This is a genomic window from Rhodopseudomonas sp. BR0G17, from assembly GCF_010907025.1.
Lineage (GTDB): Bacteria > Pseudomonadota > Alphaproteobacteria > Rhizobiales > Xanthobacteraceae > Rhodopseudomonas > Rhodopseudomonas palustris_H.
The window spans coordinates 17,948-35,739 of sequence record NZ_QUML01000011.1 but is presented as its reverse complement, the minus strand read 5'-3'; the positions used below and the strand labels follow the sequence as shown (position 1 = coordinate 35,739).

The window sequence follows — 17,792 nt, the reverse complement described above, 5'->3', positions numbered from 1 at the left end:
ATGGCGCAGCTCAATCGTCGCAACGTGCTCGCTCTCGGCGTCGGCGCGCTCGCCGCCACGCAGCTGCGGGGCACCGCCGTCGCGGCCGACGGTGAAACGGTCTCCCACGGCATCTCGGCGTTCGGTGACCTGAAGTATCCGGCCGATTTCGTGCAGTTCGACTACGTCGATGCGAAGGCTCCCAAGGGCGGGCTGTTCTCGACCATTCCATCGGTCCGCGCCTTCAATCAGTCGTTCCAGACCTTCAATTCGCTCAACGCCTTCATCCTCAAGGGCGACGGGGCGCAGGGGATGGGCCTGACCTTTGCGACGCTCATGGCCCGCGCGGGCGATGAGCCCGATGCGATGTACGGCTTTGCCGCGTCCAAGGTGGCGATCTCCGCCGATGGGCTGACCTATAGCTTCACGATGCGGCCCGAGGCGCGATTTCACGACGGCAGCAAGCTAACCGCGCGTGACGCCGCGTTCTCGCTCAATATTCTGAAGGCCAAAGGCCATCCGCTGATCACGCAGCAACTGCGCGACTTCATTGAGGCGAAGGCCGACGGCGACGCGACTCTGATCGTCACCTTCAAGCCGAAGCGCGCGCGGGACGTGCCGCTGTTCGTCGCCGCGCTGCCGCTATTTTCGGAAGCTTACTACGCCAATCAGCCGTTCGATGAATCGACCATGGAAGTGCCGCTCGGCAGTGGGCCCTACAAGGTCGGCCGGATGGAATCGGGCCGCTATATCGAATTCGATCGGGTCAAGGATTGGTGGGGCGCCAAGCTGCCGGTGAATGTCGGATCGTACAATTTCGATACCGTGCGGTTCGAATTCTATCGCGATCGCGACGTCGCTTTCGAAGGCTTCACCGGGCGTAGCTACCTGTTTCGCGAGGAGTTCACCTCGCGGATCTGGAACACCCGCTACGATTTTCCCGCGATCCACGACGGCCGCGTCAAGCGCGAGATGCTGCCGGACGACACGCCGTCGGGGGCACAGGGCTGGTTCATCAACACCCGCCGCGACAAATTCAAGGATCCGCGGGTACGCGAAGCGCTCGGCTGCGCGTTCGATTTCGAGTGGACCAACAAGACCATCATGTACGGCACCTATGCACGCACGGTGTCGCCGTTCCAGAATTCGGACATGATGGCGGTGGGCGCGCCGTCGCCGGAAGAATTGGCGCTGCTCGAGCCGTTTCGCGGCAAGGTGCCGGACGAGGTGTTCGGTGCGCCGTTCGTGCCGCCGGCCTCCGACGGCTCCGGGCAAGACCGCGCGCTGCTGCGGCACGGCGCGCAGCTGCTCAACGACGCGGGTTTCCCGATCAAGAACGGCAAACGCCTGACGCCGTCCGGTGAGCCGTTCCGCGTTGAATTCCTGCTCGAAGAGCCGGCATTCCAGCCCCACCATATGCCGTTCATCAAGAACCTCGGCACGCTCGGCATCGAAGCAACCTTGCGGCTGGTCGATCCCGTGCAGCAGCGGGCGCGTCGCGATGATTTCGATTTCGATCTCGCGATCGAGCGCTACAGCTTCTCGACGGTACCGGGCGACGCGCTGCGCAATTTCTTCTCGTCGCAGGCGGCCGCCACCAAGGGTTCGAACAACCTCGCCGGCATTTCCGATCCGGTGATCGATGCGATGATCGATCAGGTGATCGCCGCCGACACCCGCATCAAGCTGGTAGTGGCGGCGCGGGCGCTCGACCGTCTGATCCGCGCCGGGCGCTATTGGGTGCCGCAATGGTATTCGGCCTCGCACCGGCTCGCCTATTGGGACGTGTTCGGCCATCCGCCCAATCTGCCAAAATACGCCGGCGTCGGCGTGCCGGAACTGTGGTGGGCGAAGGATACGGCGGCTGCGGCCGACCGGGGGAAGAAATAGCATGGCCGCCTATATCGCTCGCCGCGTCCTGCTGATGTTTCCGACCCTGCTCGGGATTCTGTTCGTCTCTTTTGTCGTCGTGCAGTTCGCGCCCGGCGGTCCGGTCGAACGAGTGATCGCGCAGATTTCCGGCGCCGACACCGGCGCCTCGTCGCGCATCTCGGGGTCGTCCGGTGGTGACTTCGGTGCACGGCCGCAGGTCGCCGGTTCGGCGGACGCGGTGAACTCGAAATATCGCGGCGCCCAGGGGCTTGATCCGGAATTCGTCAAGAGCCTCGAAAAGCAGTTCGGCTTCGACAAGCCGGCGCCCGAGCGCTTCGCGATCATGCTGTGGAATTTCGCGCGGTTCGATTTCGGTAAGAGCTACTTCCGCGATGTCAGCGTGCTGCAGCTGATCAAGGAAAAGCTGCCGGTTTCGATGTCACTCGGGATCTGGATGACGCTGCTGACCTATCTGATCTCGATTCCGCTCGGCATTCGCAAGGCGGTGCAGGACGGCTCGAAATTCGACACCTGGACTTCCGCGGTGATCATCGTCGGCTTCGCGATCCCGGGCTTCCTGTTCGCGATCCTGTTGATCATCCTGTTCGCCGGCGGCTCATTCTTCAGTTGGTTTCCGCTGCGCGGACTGACCTCCGACGGGTGGAGCCAGTTTCCCTGGTACTGGAAGATCCTCGACTATTTCTGGCACCTGACGCTGCCGTTGATCTCGATGGCGCTCGGTGCGTTCGCCACCATGACGCTGCTGACCAAAAACTCGTTCCTGGACGAGATCCGTAAGCAATATGTCATGACTGCGCGCGCCAAGGGCTGCAGCGAGACCCAGGTGCTATACGGACACGTGTTCCGCAATGCCATGCTGATCGTGATCGCCGGCTTTCCCAGCGCCTTCATCCACGCGTTCTTCTCGGGCTCGCTGTTGATCGAGACCATTTTCTCGCTCGACGGGCTCGGCCTGCTCGGCTTCGAAAGCGTACTCAACCGCGACTATCCGGTGGTGTTTGGCACGCTCTTCATCTTTTCCCTGGTCGGCCTGGTGGTGAACCTGATTTCCGATCTCACCTATATGTGGATCGATCCCCGGATCGACTTCGAGGCGCGGGACGTCTGATGACGCTGATCGCACGCGAGCCGATCGAAACCACCACGCAGGCGCCGCTCGGCGAGGCGGTGCCGCCGACGCGCCACCGGCTGTCGCTGTCGCCGCTGAACAAGCGGCGCTGGCAGAATTTCAAAGCCAACCGGCGCGGCTACTGGTCGTTCTGGATCTTTCTGGTGCTGTTCGGCATCTCGCTGTTCGCCGAATTCATCGCCAACGACCGGCCGCTGCTGATCAAGCTCGACGGCCATTATTATTTCCCGGCGGTCGTAACCTATTCCGAGACCACCTTCGGCGGCGACTTCGAAACGGCGGCGGATTATCGTGATCCGTTTCTGCAGAAGCTGATCGCCGACAACGGCGGCACGGTGATCTGGGCGCCGATCCGCTATTCCTACGGCACCCACAATCTCGACCTGCCGACGCCGGCACCGTCGAAGCCGACCTGGCTGCTGACCGAGCAGGAATGCGCCGCGGTGGTCGCCAAGAAGGGCGTCAAGAGCTGCCGTGATCTCGAATACAACTGGCTCGGCACTGACGATCAGGGCCGCGACGTGGTCGCACGGCTGATCTACGGCTTCCGGATCTCGATTCTGTTCGGCCTCAGCCTGACGATCATCTCGTCGATCATCGGCGTCGCGGCCGGCGGCATCCAGGGCTATTTCGGCGGCTGGGTCGATCTCACCTTCCAACGGCTGATCGAAGTGTGGACTGCAATCCCGTCGCTGTACCTGCTGCTGATTCTGTCGTCGGTGCTGGTGCCGGGTTTCTTCGTGCTGCTCGGCATCCTGTTGCTGTTCAGCTGGGTGTCGCTGGTCGGCTTGGTGCGGGCCGAGTTTCTGCGCGGCAGAAACTTCGAGTACATCACCGCGGCCCGAGCGCTCGGCGTGTCCAACGCCAAGATCATGGTCCGTCACCTGCTGCCGAACGCGATGGTGGCGACCATGACGTTCCTGCCGTTCATCGTGTCATCCTCGGTGATGACCTTGACGGCGCTGGACTTCCTCGGCTTCGGCTTGCCGCCTGGCTCGCCGTCGCTGGGCGAATTGCTGGCGCAGGGCAAGGCCAACGTCCAGGCACCATGGCTCGGCTTCACCGGGTTCTTCGCCGTCGCCATCATGCTGTCGCTGCTGATCTTCATCGGCGAAGCCGTCCGCGACGCCTTCGACCCGCGCAAGACGTTCAGGTGAAGGTGTGATAAATTCTCATTCCGGAGCAGAGGCGATGAACAAGATTGTTCGAGAGTATCCGGTCGATAAGCTGCCGTCGGACCTTCAGGAAGGTTTGCCGCAGCACGGCTGGGTCGAGATCGAATTTAGGCCCAAGGCCGATCGCAAGGCGAGGATCATGCTCGCTCCGCTCGCAGGCTCCGTTCCCAATCTCCACGGCAGCGACGAAGACGTCGTTCGGCATATCCGCGAGTTGCGCGAAGATCACTGATGTGGGCGCGTTTCAAAGATCGGCCGATCTACCTGGACTCGAACATCATCATCTATGCGATCGAGCAAGGGAGCCAATGGGCCGAGACGATCCGCGCATTTTTAGGCGCGATCGATGCTGATGACGTGCGGGTGGTCACCTCCGAATTGACGATGGCCGAGGTCATGCCAAAGCCGATCTCGCTCAAAAACCCCGACTATTTGGAAAAGTACGAGTTGTTCTTTTCACCTCTTAGTCCGCTTCTGACGGTGCCGGTCAGTCGAGATATCCTCCTAGCTTCCTGTCATATCCAGGCTGAACTGGGGATCAAACCGATGGACGCGATCCACGTGGCGACCGCGCGAGCGGCGGGATGTGAATACTTCTTGACCGAAGACCAACGGCTGGGCCGTGCGATCGCCGGCGGGCCGACATGGCTTCAACTCAGCGAGCTTGTCTGATGGACGCGATCAACCAGCCTCTGCTCGATGTCAGCGACCTGTCCGTCGCCTTCCATCAGCCCAGCGGGACGACGACGGCGGTCGATCATGTGTCGTTCCGGATCAAGCGGGGCGAATGCGTTGCGCTGGTGGGTGAGTCCGGCTCGGGCAAGTCGGTCAGCGCGCTGTCGATCCTGAAGCTGCTGCCGTATCCGAGCGCGTCGCATCCGTCCGGCCAGATCCGGTTCAAGGGGCGCGAACTGCTGGGGATGTCCGAGCGCGAGATCCGCGGCATTCGCGGCAACGAGATCTCGATCGTGTTTCAGGAGCCGATGACCTCGCTCAATCCGCTGCACACGATCGAGGCGCAGATCGGCGAGATCCTGCAATTGCACGGCGGTGTGCGCGGCGCCAAGGCGCGGGCGCGGATCATCGAGCTGCTGACTCAGGTCGGCATTCCCGAGCCGGAGACGCGTCTCGCCAGCTATCCGCATCAACTGTCCGGCGGGCAGCGGCAGCGCGTGATGATCGCGATGGCGCTCGCCAACGAGCCGGATCTTTTGATCGCCGACGAGCCGACCACGGCGCTCGACGTCACCGTTCAGGCGCAGATCCTGGCGCTGCTCGCGGACATCCGCGCGCGGCTCGGGATGAGCATGCTGTTCATCACCCACGATCTCGGCATCGTCCGTCGCATCGCCGACACGGTGTGCGTGATGCACACCGGCAAGATCGTCGAGCAGGGGCCGGTCGAACAAGTGTTCACCGATCCGCAGCATCCCTACACCAAGGCGCTGCTGGCGGCCGAGCCGAAGCCCGACCCGGCGCCGCCGTGTCCCGATGCGCCGGTGGTAATCTCCACCGACGATCTCAAGGTCTGGTTTCCGATCCGTCGCGGCCTGATGCGCAAGACGGTCGGGCACATCAAGGCGGTCGATGGTGTGACGCTGGCGATCCGTAAAGGTGAGACGCTCGGCGTGGTCGGCGAGTCCGGCTCGGGCAAGACCACGCTCGGATTGGCGATGCTGCGGCTGATCTCGTCCGACGGGCCGATCGTGTTTCTCGGCAACGACATCCAGGGCTTGAAGTTCAAGCAGATGCGGCCGTTCCGCCGCGATATGCAGATCGTGTTTCAGGACCCGTTCGGCGCGCTTAGCCCGCGCATGTCGGTCGGCGATATCATCGCCGAGGGGCTCAGCGTGCATCAGCCGCAACTCGGCGAGGCCGAGCGCGAAGCGCGGGTGATCAAGGCGCTGAAGGAGGTCGGCCTCGATCCGGCGACCCGCTTCCGCTATCCGCACGAGTTCTCCGGTGGTCAGCGGCAGCGGATTTCGATCGCGCGCGCGGTGGTGCTCGAGCCGAACTTCGTCGTGCTGGACGAGCCGACCAGCGCGCTCGACATGCTGTTTCAGGCGCAGATGGTCGATCTGCTACGCGAACTGCAGCGCAAGCGCGATCTGACCTATATGTTCATTTCGCACGATCTGCGCGTCGTGGCCTCGCTTGCCAGTCATCTGATCGTCATGAAACAAGGCAAAGTGGTCGAGGAAGGTCCTGCGGCCGAGCTGTTCAAGTCTCCGAAGACCGACTATACGCGGGCGCTGTTTGCCGCCGCGTTCCGGCTCGAGACCGCGCCCGGCGGCGCTGCGGCCCAATAGGTGTTTGATGAGCGAGAGCGACCAAACTAATCAGCTCGCGGACCACGCGGCGGATGTCACCGTGTCGGCGCCTGAGCTGATCGGGCAGGGGTTCATGTCCTATCAGCGTTTCGAGGTGTCGATCCGGCGCGACGGCGAGCCGCCGCTGTTGCAGCGGCGGGACGTGCTGCGCGCCAGCCGCGTTGCGGCCGTGGTCCCGATCGATCTGGCGCGGGATTCGGTCGTCCTGATCCGGCAGTTTCGCCTTCCGGCGCATCTTGCCACTGGGCGCGGCGACATGGTCGAAATCGTCGCCGGCCGGGTCGATCCGCACGAGAGTGATGCGGATGCGGCGCGGCGCGAATGCATCGAGGAGATCGGCGTCGCGCCGACGCAGCTTGCCGAACTTTATCGCGTGCTACCGACCCCCGGCCTCACCGATGAACAGGTCATCTTCTTTGTTGGTCACGTCGATTCTAGCGCCGTGCTGCAACGCGCCGGCTTGGCCGAAGAAGACGAGGACACCGAGCCGTTCGTCGTGACGATCGACGAGGCGCTGGCGGCGCTCAGCCGCGGCGCGTTCAACAACGCGCTGCTTGTCACCGCCTTGCAGTGGCTGGCGCTCAATCGTGCGCGGCTGCGCGAGTGTTTCAGCCGAGCCGCTTGATCGCCGTCAGCGAGCTGCCGGCCGCTGCGATCCGCGCGATCGCCTGCTGCGTCGGTTCGATTGCCGTTGCCATGTGATAAGCATTGGCGTGCACGATGCTGGCGGCGTCGCGTGCGATTGCGACGTGGCCTTTCCAGAACAACAGGTCCCCGCGCTTCAGCGCGGCTTGCTGGTCGAGCGACACCGGTGTGCCGAGCGCGGCTTCCTGCATATCGCTGTCACGCGGCGCAGCGATCCCGCAGGCCGCCAGCGCGGTTTGCACCAGACCCGAACAGTCGATGCCGAGACTGCTACGACCGCCCCACAGATACGGCGTGCCGACGAAGCGTTCGGCAACCGCGACGAAGTCGGCTTCGACGTCAGCCAGCGGTGCGACGTGCCGGCGCGGCACGTGCCAGCCTTCCTGCGTCACCGCGAAACTCGCATCCTCGCGCACGATCGCCAGCCGCGCGCCGAGTGGCAGCGTCTCCGCCGGCGGCAGTTTGATCGAAGGACCGTGGAACGCGAAAGTGCGTAGCGCCGTCACCTTGTGGGTCGGCTCAGCGGCGGGTCTATATAGAGCGAGGTCCGGAAGCCAGCCGACATAGCCGTCGGTCATCAGCTGGCCCCAGGCCCAGCCTTCTTCGGTCCGGTCATAGACGGTGACGCGCTCGCCTTTCAGCGCCTCGGTCTCCAGCATCGCACCGGAAAACGGCTCGCGCCGCACCGGCGCCACGCCGTAGCTGACTTCGAACACTTCACCTTCGACGAAACGCGCCGCGGTGACTTGGCCTTCGAGATGTTTCGCGGCGAGGTCGGGCCGCGCCGGCGTTAGCCTTCGATCAGCCATAGCGCTCGCTCAACAGCGCGAAGATCGCGCGCGCGGCCTGGCATTCGCCGCCTTCGGGACGACCGGGTTTGCCCTTCGGCGTCCAGCCGTAGATGTCGACGTGTAGCCAGCTCTTGGCGGCTTCGACGAAGCGCTGCAGGAACAGCGCGCACGTAATCGAGCCGGCGAATCCGCCGGACGGCGCGTTGTTGATGTTTGCGACCTTGGAGTCGAGCCACGAGTCGTACGGGCCCCATAGCGGCATCCGCCACAGCGGATCGTTCTCCGCGCTCGCGTGGCGCGCGACGTCGAGCGCCAGCGCTTCATCGTTGGTGTAGTAGGGCGGCAGATCGGGGCCGAGCGCGACGCGTGCTGCGCCGGTCAGCGTGCCGAGATCGATCAGCAGGTCCGGCGCTTCCTCGTCCGCATAAGCGAGCGCATCGGCCAGCACCAGCCGGCCTTCGGCATCGGTGTTGCCGATCTCGACGGTCGGCCCCTTGCGAGACGGGAAGATATCGAGCGGCCGCATTGCGTTGCCGGCGACGGAGTTCTCGACCGCAGGGATCAGCACGCGCAGCCGCAGCTTCAACCCGGCGTCCATGATCATCGAAGCCAGCGCCAGGACGTTGGCGGCGCCGCCCATGTCCTTCTTCATGATCAGCATAGCGCTCGACGGCTTCAGATCGAGGCCGCCGGTGTCGAAGCACACGCCCTTGCCGACCAGCGTGACCTTCGGATGGGAAGGATCACCCCAGGTCAGATCGATCAGCCGCGGTGCGCGGGTCGACGCCATGCCGACCGCGCGGATCAGCGGGAAGTTCTGGGTGGCGAGCTCGTCACCGACGATGACGCTGATGCTCGCGCCGAAGCGCGTCGCCAGTGCGTCCGCAGCGTCGGCGAGTTCAGCCGGCCCCATGTCGTTCGACGGCGTGTTGATGAGGTCGCGCGCCAGCGCCGCGGCGTCTGCGGCGCGGCTGATCGCGGCGGCATCGACGCCATCGGGCGGAACCAGACGCACGGCCGGCGGCTCGGCCTTGCGATAGCGGCCAAACTTATAGGCGCCGAGCGCGAAGGCGAGAGCGGCGAGCCGCACATCGTGAGGCGTGTTGGCGAAACGATAGACGCCGGCGGGCAGCAGCCCGGGCAGGGCGCCGGGACGGAACGGGTCGTGGCTTTTCGCGCCCGGCTCGTTGAGGCCGAACAGCACATGTCCAATCTCGCCGTCCGCCGTCGGTAGCGCCAGGTACTGACCCGGCTTGCCGCTATAGCCGCTCGCCGTTGCAAAGCGCTGAGCTGCTTCGGGCAGATCAACTCGCACCGCATCCCAGCTCGATTTGGTGACGAACAGAATTGGCGTTGCGGACGGAGTGGGCTCGGTTTGGAAAATCGGGTGCATGCGTTGCGGCTCTTTCGAATCTTAAGGCGGCGCCGATGGCCGGAAGGATTAACCCAACATTAGGGTTAACGCTCTATTGCTGGGCCAGAATTCGTCGGCTTTGTGAGTATGGTGCCATGCGCGACCTGCCTTGTCTTGCCCGGGTTGCCGCATCCGCGGCGCTGACCGTCAGCCTGGCGGTGTCGCTTGCAGGTTGCAAGTCCATGGGCATGGCCGATGTCACCGGCTCGCTCGGCAGCCGCAACGAGGCCGCAGCCGATCCGAACCGCGCGGTCGAGCTCGCTGGCGATCGCTACCGATCCCGCCCCAACGATCCCGACGCCGCAATCGCTTACGGCAACGCGCTGCGCGCGATCGGCCAGCGCGCCCAGGCCGTTGCGGTGCTGGAGAAGGCCTCGCTTGCCAATCCGAGCAACAAAGCGGTGCGGGCCGCGTATGGCCGCGCGCTCGCCGACAACGGCAACTTCCAGTTGGCGTTCGACACGCTGGCGCGGGCGCACAGCCCCGACAATCCCGATTGGCGAATCCTGTCGGTGCAAGGCACCGTCCTCGACCAGATGGGACGCAATGAGGAAGCGCGGCGTTACTACGCCAGCGCGCTGCGGCTCGCGCCGGACGAGCCCTCGGTGCTGTCGAACCTCGGCATGTCCTACGTGCTGACCAAAGAGCTGCCGAAAGCCGAAGACACGCTGCGGCGTGCCTACGCCAGTGGCCGGGCGGACTCGCGCGTGCGTCAGAACCTAGCGCTGGTGATCGGCCTGCAGGGCCGCTACGCCGAAGCCGAGTCGATCGTCCGTGCCGACCTGCCGCCGGACGAGGCCGCCGCCAACGTCGCCTATCTCAAGGAGATGGTGAGCGGCCATGATGCCGCCCGAGCGGCGGGCCGTGGCGTGCTAGCCGCCGGCCGCTAAGCTGATCCTTTAAGCGGTCGACCTTACTGCATCGCCGCGATGCGAATGCCGGTCGGGCCCAGGATCACCACGAACAGCACCGGCAGGAAGAACACGATCATCGGCACGGTGAGCTTGGGCGGCAGTGCTGCCGCCTTCTTCTCGGCCTCGTTCATGCGCATGTCGCGGTTTTCCTGCGCCATCACCCGCAGGCTCTGACCGAGCGGCGTGCCGTATCGCTCCGACTGCTGCAGCGCCAGGCAGACCGACTTCACGCCGTCGAGGCCGGTGCGTAGCGCCAGATTCTCGTAGGCTTGCTTGCGGTCCTGCAGATAGGACAGCTCGGCGGTGGTCAGAGTGAATTCTTCGGCGAGCGGGATCGACTGCGATCCGATCTCGATCGAGACCCGACGGAACGCGGTTTCGATCGACATGCCGGATTCGATGCAGATCAGCAGCAGGTCGAGCGCGTCGGGAAACGCCCGCTTGATCGACAGTTGCCGTTTCTGGATCGCGTTTTTCAGAAACAGCATCGGCGCCTGCATGCCGAAGAAGATCGCGGCGAGGCACATACCGATCTTGACCGTCAGCGGCTGGTCGAAATTCGCGATGACAAACACGTACAGTGCTGAAGCTATACCGAACGCGATCGGCATCACCATACGGAAGAACAGGAAGGTGACGTAGGGTGCCTGGCCGCGGTAGCCGGCCATCACCAGCTTGTCGCGTGCGGATTCTTGCGCCAGCCATTTGGCGAGGTTGAAGTCTTCCACCACGCGCGCCACGAATTTCTTCGGCGCTTGGCGCAGTGACACCTTCTCGGCTTTGGCGAGACGATCGCGTTCGCGCTGACGCAGGCGCTCGCGTTCGCTGCCGACTGCCTTCATTCGCTTGGCAAGCGTCTCGCCTGCAAAGAACGGAATGATGAGGGTGTAGACCGTCGCGCTCGCCGCGATGGCCGCGAGCAGCGTCGCCATGAACCGCGCGTCGTGGAACTTCTCGATCAGAAAATCCAACATGGCCGCCCTCAGAAGTCGAAGTTGATCATCTTCTTCATCACGAAGATGCCCGCCGACATCCACAGCGCCGAAGCCGCGAGCAGGATGCGACCGGTCGGATGCGTCCACAGCAGCGAGATGTAGTCCGGGGTCGTCACATAGACCAGCAGCATCACGATGATCGGCAGCGAACCGATGATCGCCGCAGACGCTTTGGCTTCCATCGACATCGCCTGGATTTTTTCGGCCATCTTCTTACGATCGCGGAGCACCTTGGAGAGGTTTCCGAGCGCTTCGGAAAGGTTGCCGCCCGATTTTTGCTGGATCGAGATCACGATGCCGAAGAAGTTCGCTTCGGGAATCGGCATCCGCTCATACAGCCGGGCGCAGGCCTCGCCGATCGGCATGCCGATCGCCTGGGTCTCGATGATGGCATTGAACTCGCCCCGCAGCGGCTCAGGTGAATCGGCGGCCACCATCTTGATCGAGTCGAACAATGGCAGGCCGGCCTTGATACCGCGAACGATAACGTCAACCGCGTCGGGAAGGGCAGCCAGAAACTTCTTCTCGCGGCGGCGCTTGAGATAGCCGAGCGTCCAGCGCGGCAGTCCGAAGCCGGCGGCGAAACCAAGACCGGCCGCGGCCGGCAGTCCGGCGCCCAAGATGATCGCGATACCGAACACGAAGATGCCGAGCGAAGCCGAAACCACGCCGAATTTGCCGGGAGTCCAATCGAGGCCAGCCTGCGACAGCTTGGCGGTCAGCGGGACGTTCTTCTGCTTTTCGTTGCGGGTCTCGATCTCTTTGAGAGAGCCTTCGATCTGCTCGCGCCGTGACCGCTGCGTGCGATCGGCTTGACGCACGGTGGGCGTGGAGCGCGCGACGGAGGTCAGCCGCTGTTCGACAGTCTTCTCTCCGGACAGCAGCGGATAGACGAAAACCCATGCCACACCGCCGACGGCGATGGCAGCGAAGAAGCCGAGTGCGAGCGTTTGCATTTCTATCGCTCCGGCCTCTTATGAGTTGACCACGACCTCCGCGGCATCCAGCGCCGCGGCGAGTCGTTGCTCTTCGCCGTAATAGCGGGCGCGTTCCCAGAACCGCGGGCGACCGATGCCGGTGGCGCGGTGGCGGCCGACGATGTGACCGTTGGCATCCTCGCCCAACAGGTCGTAGACGAAGATATCCTGGGTGATGATGGTGTCGCCTTCCATCCCCACCACCTCGGTGACGTGAGTGATGCGGCGGGAGCCGTCACGCAGGCGCGCCGCCTGGATGATGACGTCGATCGAGGCGCAGATCATCTCGCGGATCGTGCGCGAGGGCAGGGCGAAGCCGCCCATCGTGATCATCGATTCACAACGTGACAGGGCTTCGCGCGGATTGTTGGCGTGCAGCGTGCCCATCGAGCCGTCGTGGCCAGTGTTCATCGCCTGCAACAGGTCGAACGCCTCTGGTCCGCGGACTTCGCCGACGATGATCCGCTCAGGACGCATACGCAGACAGTTGCGGACCAGATCTCGCATCGTGATCTGGCCTTCGCCTTCGATGTTCGGGGGCCGCGTTTCAAGGCGCACCACGTGCGGCTGCTGCAGTTGCAGTTCGGCCGCGTCTTCGCAGGTGATGATGCGCTCGTCGTCGTCGATATAGTTGGTCAGGCAGTTCAGGAGGGTCGTTTTACCCGAGCCGGTACCGCCGGAGATCAGCACGTTGCAGCGGACCCTGCCGATGATCTGCAGAATCTGAGCGCCCTCCGGCGTGATCGCGCCGAATTTGACCAACTGGTCGAGCGTCAGCTTGTCCTTCTTGAATTTGCGGATGGTGAGGGCTGGTCCGTCGATCGCCAGCGGCGGCACAATCGCGTTGACGCGGGAGCCGTCGGCGAGGCGCGCGTCGCAAATCGGTGAGGATTCGTCGACGCGCCGACCGACTTGGCTGACGATGCGCTGGCAGATGTTGAGGAGCTGCTGATTGTCGCGAAACCGAATGCCGGTGCGTTGAATCCGGCCTGCGACTTCGATGTAAACCGTGCCGGCGCCGTTGACCATGATGTCGGAAATGTCGTCGCGCGACAGCAGCGGCTCTAGCGGACCATAGCCGAGCACGTCGTTGCAGATGTCGTCGAGCAGTTCCTCCTGCTCGGCGATCGACATCACGATGTTCTTGATCGCGATGATCTCGTTGACGATGTCGCGGATTTCTTCACGGGCGGATTCGCCGTCGAGCTTGGCAAGCTGCGCCAGATCGATCGCTTCGATCAGCGCGCCGAAGATCGTCGCCTTGACTTGGTAGTAGTTCTCGGAACGGCGCGTCTCGACGGCCACCGGCGGCGCTGAAGGGGGGCGCGCTGGTGCCAGCGGTGGTGATGACACGACCGGCTTGGGTTCGACGGCGCGCATCGTCGGCTCCGGCGAGAAGCTCGCCGGTTTCAGGGCCCTGACTTCGTTTTCCGGTCCGCGCTTACCAAACACCTCGATACTCCAACACCAGGCTTACTTGGCCCGCAACTTCTCCAGAATCGGCCCGAGGAACGACCCCTTCGGCTTCTTGGCCTCTCCGCGTCCCGTCAGCCGCTGGGCGATCTGCAGGAACATTTCCGTCGTCTTATGGTTCGCCGCGATTTCCGCGATCATCTGGCCGTTGTTGGCGGCTGCGCCGAAGATCTGCGGCTCGAACGGGATCGAGACGATCGGTGGGCTCTCAATCGCCTTGGCGAACTCGCTCGTAGAGATCTCGGGCCGCTTCGGCACCCCGACCTGATTGAGACAGTAGAGCGGGGGACGATCGTTCGGCCGTCCCGCCTTCAAGAGGTCGATCAGGTTCTTGGTGTTGCGCAGATTGGCGAGATCGGGCGTCGCGACGATCAGAATGTCATCGGCGGTGATGAGGGAACGCTTGGCCCATCCGGTCCATTGATGCGGCACGTCGAGCACGATGCACGGCATCGTGGTACGGAGCGTGTCGAAGACCGAGTCGAAAGCATCGGCGCCAAAATCGTAGACGCGGTCCAGCGTCGCCGGCGCAGCCAGCAGGCTTAGATGGTCGGTGCATTTCGACAGCAGGCGATCGACGAAGGCGGTATCGACGCGGTCGGGTGCAAACACCGCTTCGGCGATGCCTTGCGGCGGGTCCTGATTGTAGTCGAGGCCGGCGGTGCCGAACGCGAGATCGAGATCGGCTACGACCGAGTCCAGCGCCAGGTCACGGGCGATCGCCCAGGCGACGTTGTGGGCGACGGTGGATGCGCCAACGCCCCCTTTTGCTCCGACCACTGCGATAATGCGGCCGACGGCTTTGGCTTCAGGGGCCGAGAACAGATTGCAAATTGAGCGCACGACGTCGATCGGCTGCACCGGCGCGATCGCGTAGTCGCTGACGCCGCGCCGGACGAGCTCGCGATACAGCGTCACGTCGTTGACTTTGCCGATCACGATCACCCGCGTGCCCGGATCGCACACCGTCGCGAGCTGGTCGAGACCGGCCAGCACGTCGCTGCGCGCGTCGGTTTCTAGCACGATGACGTTCGGCGTCGGGGCGGAGCGATAGGCTTCGATCGCCGCGACCACGCCGCCCATCTGGATCTTCAGATGCGCCTTGGCGAGACGACGATCTTCGCCTGCAGCCTGCACGGCGGCGGCAGTCTCGACGGTCTCGCAGAATGCTTGAACCGAGACGCGGGGAGCCGGCGCGATGTGATCCTCCGGCCCCGCATCCGGGGCCGCCGTGGCCGGTTCGTCCTGATTTTGCCGCGAGTAACTGATCATTGTCCGACACCGCTCAACTTGCTCTTGTCGCTCGTGTCCGGTTTGGTCGTGCGATAGGTGTCGTAGGTCACAGCGCGACGTGCGGTGTAAGGCGGCGTTTCAGGGCGCGGCTGGACCAGATCGGCGGGATTTTCGACCATCGCAGCAAGATTGCGCTGGTTGGCGCAGCCGAGATTCCAGTACGGACGATTGTCGTAGTAGCCCTTGTTCTTGATGCTCGGACCGAGATCCTCCGGCCACAACCCGCATGGCCCCGCCACGGCGGTCACCCTCGGATAGATCAGGCGGATGGTCGCAAACGTGCGCGGATCGGCCGGACGATAGTGCTTCACCGTCACGCCGCGCGGCGGCACGCCGTTGGCCGCGAGCACCGACTGAATCTCTCGGATGGTGTCGGAGGCGGCGCGGGCGTTGGGCGTATCGGAGGGCACTTCGGCGATGATCGCGCCAGTGCCTTCACGCAGCCAGGTCTGCCCGAGCTCGGCGACTTCCGCGCGCTGCACGGGGGTGAGACCGCCCCGGCCGTTGCCGACGAAGACTTCGACCGTGCGATCGGCCTCGCGGATCGCGATCGGATGGCGCTGCCGATAGTCGGTCGGGATGCTCTGGGTGACTTCGACTTCCCGGCTGGTGTGGGTGCAGGCCCCCAGCGACAGCGAAAAACCGATCAAAGCGGCCCCGAGACCGAGGCCGCGTGCCACTTTGGCGGAGGTAGGAGATGTCATCGTGCTGTCCTCGCTCCGCCTAGTCGGTGATGAAGCCGAACCGGCCGCGATAGGTGCGGGCGGGCTCGGTCCGGCCGGGAACGCCGTAGAGCTTGTTGATGCTGCCGAGCAGGTCGGATTGCGGATCCGAGGCGTCGGCGAAGCCGTCGTCGGGCCGGGACAGATCCTTTTGCGCCACGGCGCGCACCACATAGGGCGTCACCAGCACCATCAGCTCGGTCTGGCGGTTGATGTAGTCGCGGCTGCGGAACAGCGTGCCGAGGATCGGCAGTTGCGCCGCACCGGGCATGCCATTGATGGCCTGCTTGGTCTGCTCCTGAATCAAGCCGGCCATCGCGAGCGAGCCGCCCGAGGGAATTTCCACCGTGCTCTCGACGCGGCGGGTCTTGATCGACGGCACCGACATGTTGCTGATGATGACAGAGTTGTCGCTCGACACCTCGGAGACTTCGGTCATCACCTTCAGGCTGATCCGGCCTGCGGTCATCACGACCGGCGTGAAGTTGAGCAGGATACCGAACTTCTTGAATGTCACCGACGGGGTGCAGACGCCGTTGGTGCAGGTCACGCCGCTTGGCACCGGGAATTCACCGCCGGCCAGGAAGGTGGCCGGCTCGCCGGAGATCGCCGTCAGATTCGGCTCGGCGAGGGTACGCACGACGCCGGCGCTTTCCATCGCGCGCAGCGTTGCAGTGACCGACGGCAGCGATCCGAATTTGGTGGTCAGTGCATTGGTCGAAACCAGCGGACCACCCGACTGGGTGAATGGATTGGAGTTGTTGAAGTTCACCACGGCGGTGCCGTAGGCCATGTTGGCACTGAGGTCGACGCCGAGCTGCTTGACGATGTCCCGCTGCACTTCGGCAACGGTGATCTTCAGCATCACCTGATCGCGGCCGCGGACCGCGATGTTGTTGACGACCTTCTTGTCTTCACCCACCAACCGCACGGCGAGGTCGTAAGCCTGCTGAGCGTCGATCGGGGAGGTCACCCAGCCGTTCAGCATCACGCCATCGCCAAGGCCTTCGACCTGGATTTCGGCGTTGGGCAAGGTCTGCTTGAGCGCAGTCCGGAGACCGTTGAGGTCGCGCGTGACTGCGATGTCGTAGGCGGCGATCTGCCGGCCGGCGGAATCGAAGAACACGATGTTGGTCTGGCCGACGGCGGCGCCGATGATGTAGGCGCGCTGTGCCGAACGGACCACCGCATTGGCGATCTTCGGATCCGCAACCAGCACGTCTTTGATGTCGCGCGGCAGGTCGATCACCATCGACTTGCCGATGCCGAGCGAAACCGATTGGGCATTCAGGCCGGACGATGCCGGTGGGACAGGTGCCGCACGGTAGTCGCTGGCGTGAACCGCGGTCCAGCTCGGGATCAGCGTCAGCGCCACGGCTGCGGATAGGGCGAACGCCGTGCCGCGCCAGAAGTGGGTCAATCGGGGGCCGGTATTGCGAGTCATATCCCGTCCTCCGATCATCTCTGCAACGATGTCTGAGTGGTAATTTCGTAGCGCGCCACCTTGACGGAGCCACGCTTGGCTTCGGTGGTGTCGTTCGAGGCAGTCTGCCGCGCATCGGCAAGGTGCGGTGCCGGCGACAGCGTTTCCTTTTGTCGTGCGCTGCCTGCGCCGCTCTCCACGGAGATCTCGGTCGAGATGGCGCGCATGCCGGCAGGCAGGATCGCGGGCACGAGGCCGGAACCATCGCCTTTGACGAGCTTCTGTTTGCGGATCGGCTCACCGGCAATGAAGGGCGCGCGGGCGATCGAGCCGCCAACATCGGTGGTGGCGCTGGGTTGAGTGTCGCGGCGGATGAAGTTCGAGCTGGCACTTGCGGCGTGCCAAGTCTGCCATTGCAGATTGCCAGCCGTCACGACTTGACCGAGCGGAATGTCGTTCTTGGCGACCAGGACTTCGATCGTCTGAAGCTGGGCAGCCGGCGCAGCAGCGGCAGCCGGCTGCGGACCGGCGCTGCTGGCCAGATAAGCGGCGACGCCGCCGGCACCGACAGCGACGGTCAGCACGACAATGCGCGCGGGATTCATACGCTTCACTTTCCACATGACTCGGGCGGCGCAC

General features: G+C 64.1%; 17 protein-coding genes. 8 read left to right on the top strand and 9 right to left on the bottom strand.

Translation table 11 applies throughout. The annotated features are described in order from the left end of the window. Genes DY467_RS10915 through DY467_RS10885 form a run of 7 tightly spaced genes read left to right on the top strand, consistent with a single transcriptional unit; the run spans position 1 to position 7,131 of the window. Positions 1-1,869 (top strand): extracellular solute-binding protein, encoded by a 1,869-nt coding sequence (locus DY467_RS10915; protein ID WP_164635973.1) that lies wholly within the window; start codon positions 1-3, stop codon positions 1,867-1,869. A gap of 1 nt (position 1,870) precedes the next feature. Further along, positions 1,871-2,980 carry a microcin C ABC transporter permease YejB gene (locus DY467_RS10910; protein WP_107345446.1) on the top strand — a complete coding sequence of 370 codons (1,110 nt, stop codon included), beginning with the start codon at positions 1,871-1,873 and terminating at the stop codon, positions 2,978-2,980. Continuing rightward, positions 2,980-4,158, top strand: a complete 1,179-nt coding sequence (locus tag DY467_RS10905; RefSeq protein ID WP_164635971.1) for an ABC transporter permease — start codon at positions 2,980-2,982, stop codon at positions 4,156-4,158. Before DY467_RS10910 ends, DY467_RS10905 begins: the two co-directional genes overlap by 1 nt. 34 nt (positions 4,159-4,192) lie before the next feature. Continuing rightward, a complete protein-coding gene (locus DY467_RS10900) occupies positions 4,193-4,408 on the top strand; it encodes a hypothetical protein (protein ID WP_164635970.1) in 216 nt (71 codons plus the stop codon). Further along, positions 4,408-4,848 (top strand): type II toxin-antitoxin system VapC family toxin, encoded by a 441-nt coding sequence (locus DY467_RS10895; protein ID WP_164635968.1) that lies wholly within the window; start codon positions 4,408-4,410, stop codon positions 4,846-4,848. The genes DY467_RS10900 and DY467_RS10895 overlap by 1 nt, the downstream gene beginning before the upstream one ends. Beyond that, on the top strand, positions 4,848-6,485 hold the full coding sequence (locus DY467_RS10890) for an ABC transporter ATP-binding protein (RefSeq protein WP_164635966.1): 1,638 nt from the start codon (positions 4,848-4,850) through the stop codon (positions 6,483-6,485). Before DY467_RS10895 ends, DY467_RS10890 begins: the two co-directional genes overlap by 1 nt. A 7-nt stretch (positions 6,486-6,492) precedes the next feature. Next, on the top strand, positions 6,493-7,131 hold the full coding sequence (locus DY467_RS10885) for an NUDIX domain-containing protein (protein WP_164635964.1): 639 nt from the start codon (positions 6,493-6,495) through the stop codon (positions 7,129-7,131). Here DY467_RS10885 and DY467_RS10880 read toward each other — a convergent pair. Both DY467_RS10880 and DY467_RS10875 read right to left on the bottom strand, forming a co-directional pair. After that, positions 7,115-7,960 carry a C40 family peptidase gene (locus tag DY467_RS10880; RefSeq protein WP_164635962.1) on the bottom strand — a complete coding sequence of 282 codons (846 nt, stop codon included), beginning with the start codon at positions 7,958-7,960 and terminating at the stop codon, positions 7,115-7,117. The two genes, DY467_RS10885 and DY467_RS10880, sit on opposite strands and share 17 nt — an antisense overlap. Further along, entirely contained in the window at positions 7,953-9,335 is a 1,383-nt protein-coding gene (locus tag DY467_RS10875) for a leucyl aminopeptidase family protein (protein WP_164635960.1), read from the bottom strand. The genes DY467_RS10880 and DY467_RS10875 overlap by 8 nt, the downstream gene beginning before the upstream one ends. A 116-nt stretch (positions 9,336-9,451) precedes the next feature. On the opposite strand from DY467_RS10875, the gene DY467_RS10870 reads away from it, so the two are divergent. After that, a complete protein-coding gene (locus DY467_RS10870; RefSeq protein WP_164635958.1) occupies positions 9,452-10,246 on the top strand; it encodes a tetratricopeptide repeat protein in 795 nt (264 codons plus the stop codon). A 23-nt stretch (positions 10,247-10,269) separates the two neighbouring features. On the opposite strand, the gene DY467_RS10865 is transcribed toward DY467_RS10870, so the two are convergent. The 7 genes from DY467_RS10865 to cpaB are packed head-to-tail and all read right to left on the bottom strand — an operon-like array spanning position 10,270 to position 17,758. Next, positions 10,270-11,244 carry a type II secretion system F family protein gene (locus tag DY467_RS10865; protein ID WP_164573099.1) on the bottom strand — a complete coding sequence of 325 codons (975 nt, stop codon included), beginning with the start codon at positions 11,242-11,244 and terminating at the stop codon, positions 10,270-10,272. An 8-nt stretch (positions 11,245-11,252) separates the two neighbouring features. Further along, positions 11,253-12,227, bottom strand: a complete 975-nt coding sequence (locus DY467_RS10860) for a type II secretion system F family protein (RefSeq protein WP_164636107.1) — start codon at positions 12,225-12,227, stop codon at positions 11,253-11,255. A 12-nt stretch (positions 12,228-12,239) separates the two neighbouring features. Beyond that, positions 12,240-13,694 (bottom strand): TadA family conjugal transfer-associated ATPase, encoded by a 1,455-nt coding sequence (locus DY467_RS10855; RefSeq protein ID WP_164635956.1) that lies wholly within the window; start codon positions 13,692-13,694, stop codon positions 12,240-12,242. A 21-nt stretch (positions 13,695-13,715) separates the two neighbouring features. Further along, complete coding sequence (locus DY467_RS10850) at positions 13,716-14,987, bottom strand: CpaE/TadZ family protein (RefSeq protein WP_107345434.1); 1,272 nt, start codon at positions 14,985-14,987, stop codon at positions 13,716-13,718. Next, a complete protein-coding gene (locus tag DY467_RS10845) occupies positions 14,984-15,712 on the bottom strand; it encodes a CpaD family pilus assembly protein (protein ID WP_107345433.1) in 729 nt (242 codons plus the stop codon). Before DY467_RS10845 ends, DY467_RS10850 begins: the two co-directional genes overlap by 4 nt. A 19-nt stretch (positions 15,713-15,731) precedes the next feature. After that, on the bottom strand, positions 15,732-17,174 hold the full coding sequence (locus tag DY467_RS10840) for a type II and III secretion system protein family protein (RefSeq protein ID WP_164635953.1): 1,443 nt from the start codon (positions 17,172-17,174) through the stop codon (positions 15,732-15,734). A 14-nt stretch (positions 17,175-17,188) separates the two neighbouring features. After that, positions 17,189-17,758, bottom strand: coding sequence for a Flp pilus assembly protein CpaB (cpaB, locus tag DY467_RS10835; protein WP_349627628.1), 570 nt, complete (start codon positions 17,756-17,758; stop codon positions 17,189-17,191). Positions 17,759-17,792: the final 34 nt, after the last annotated feature.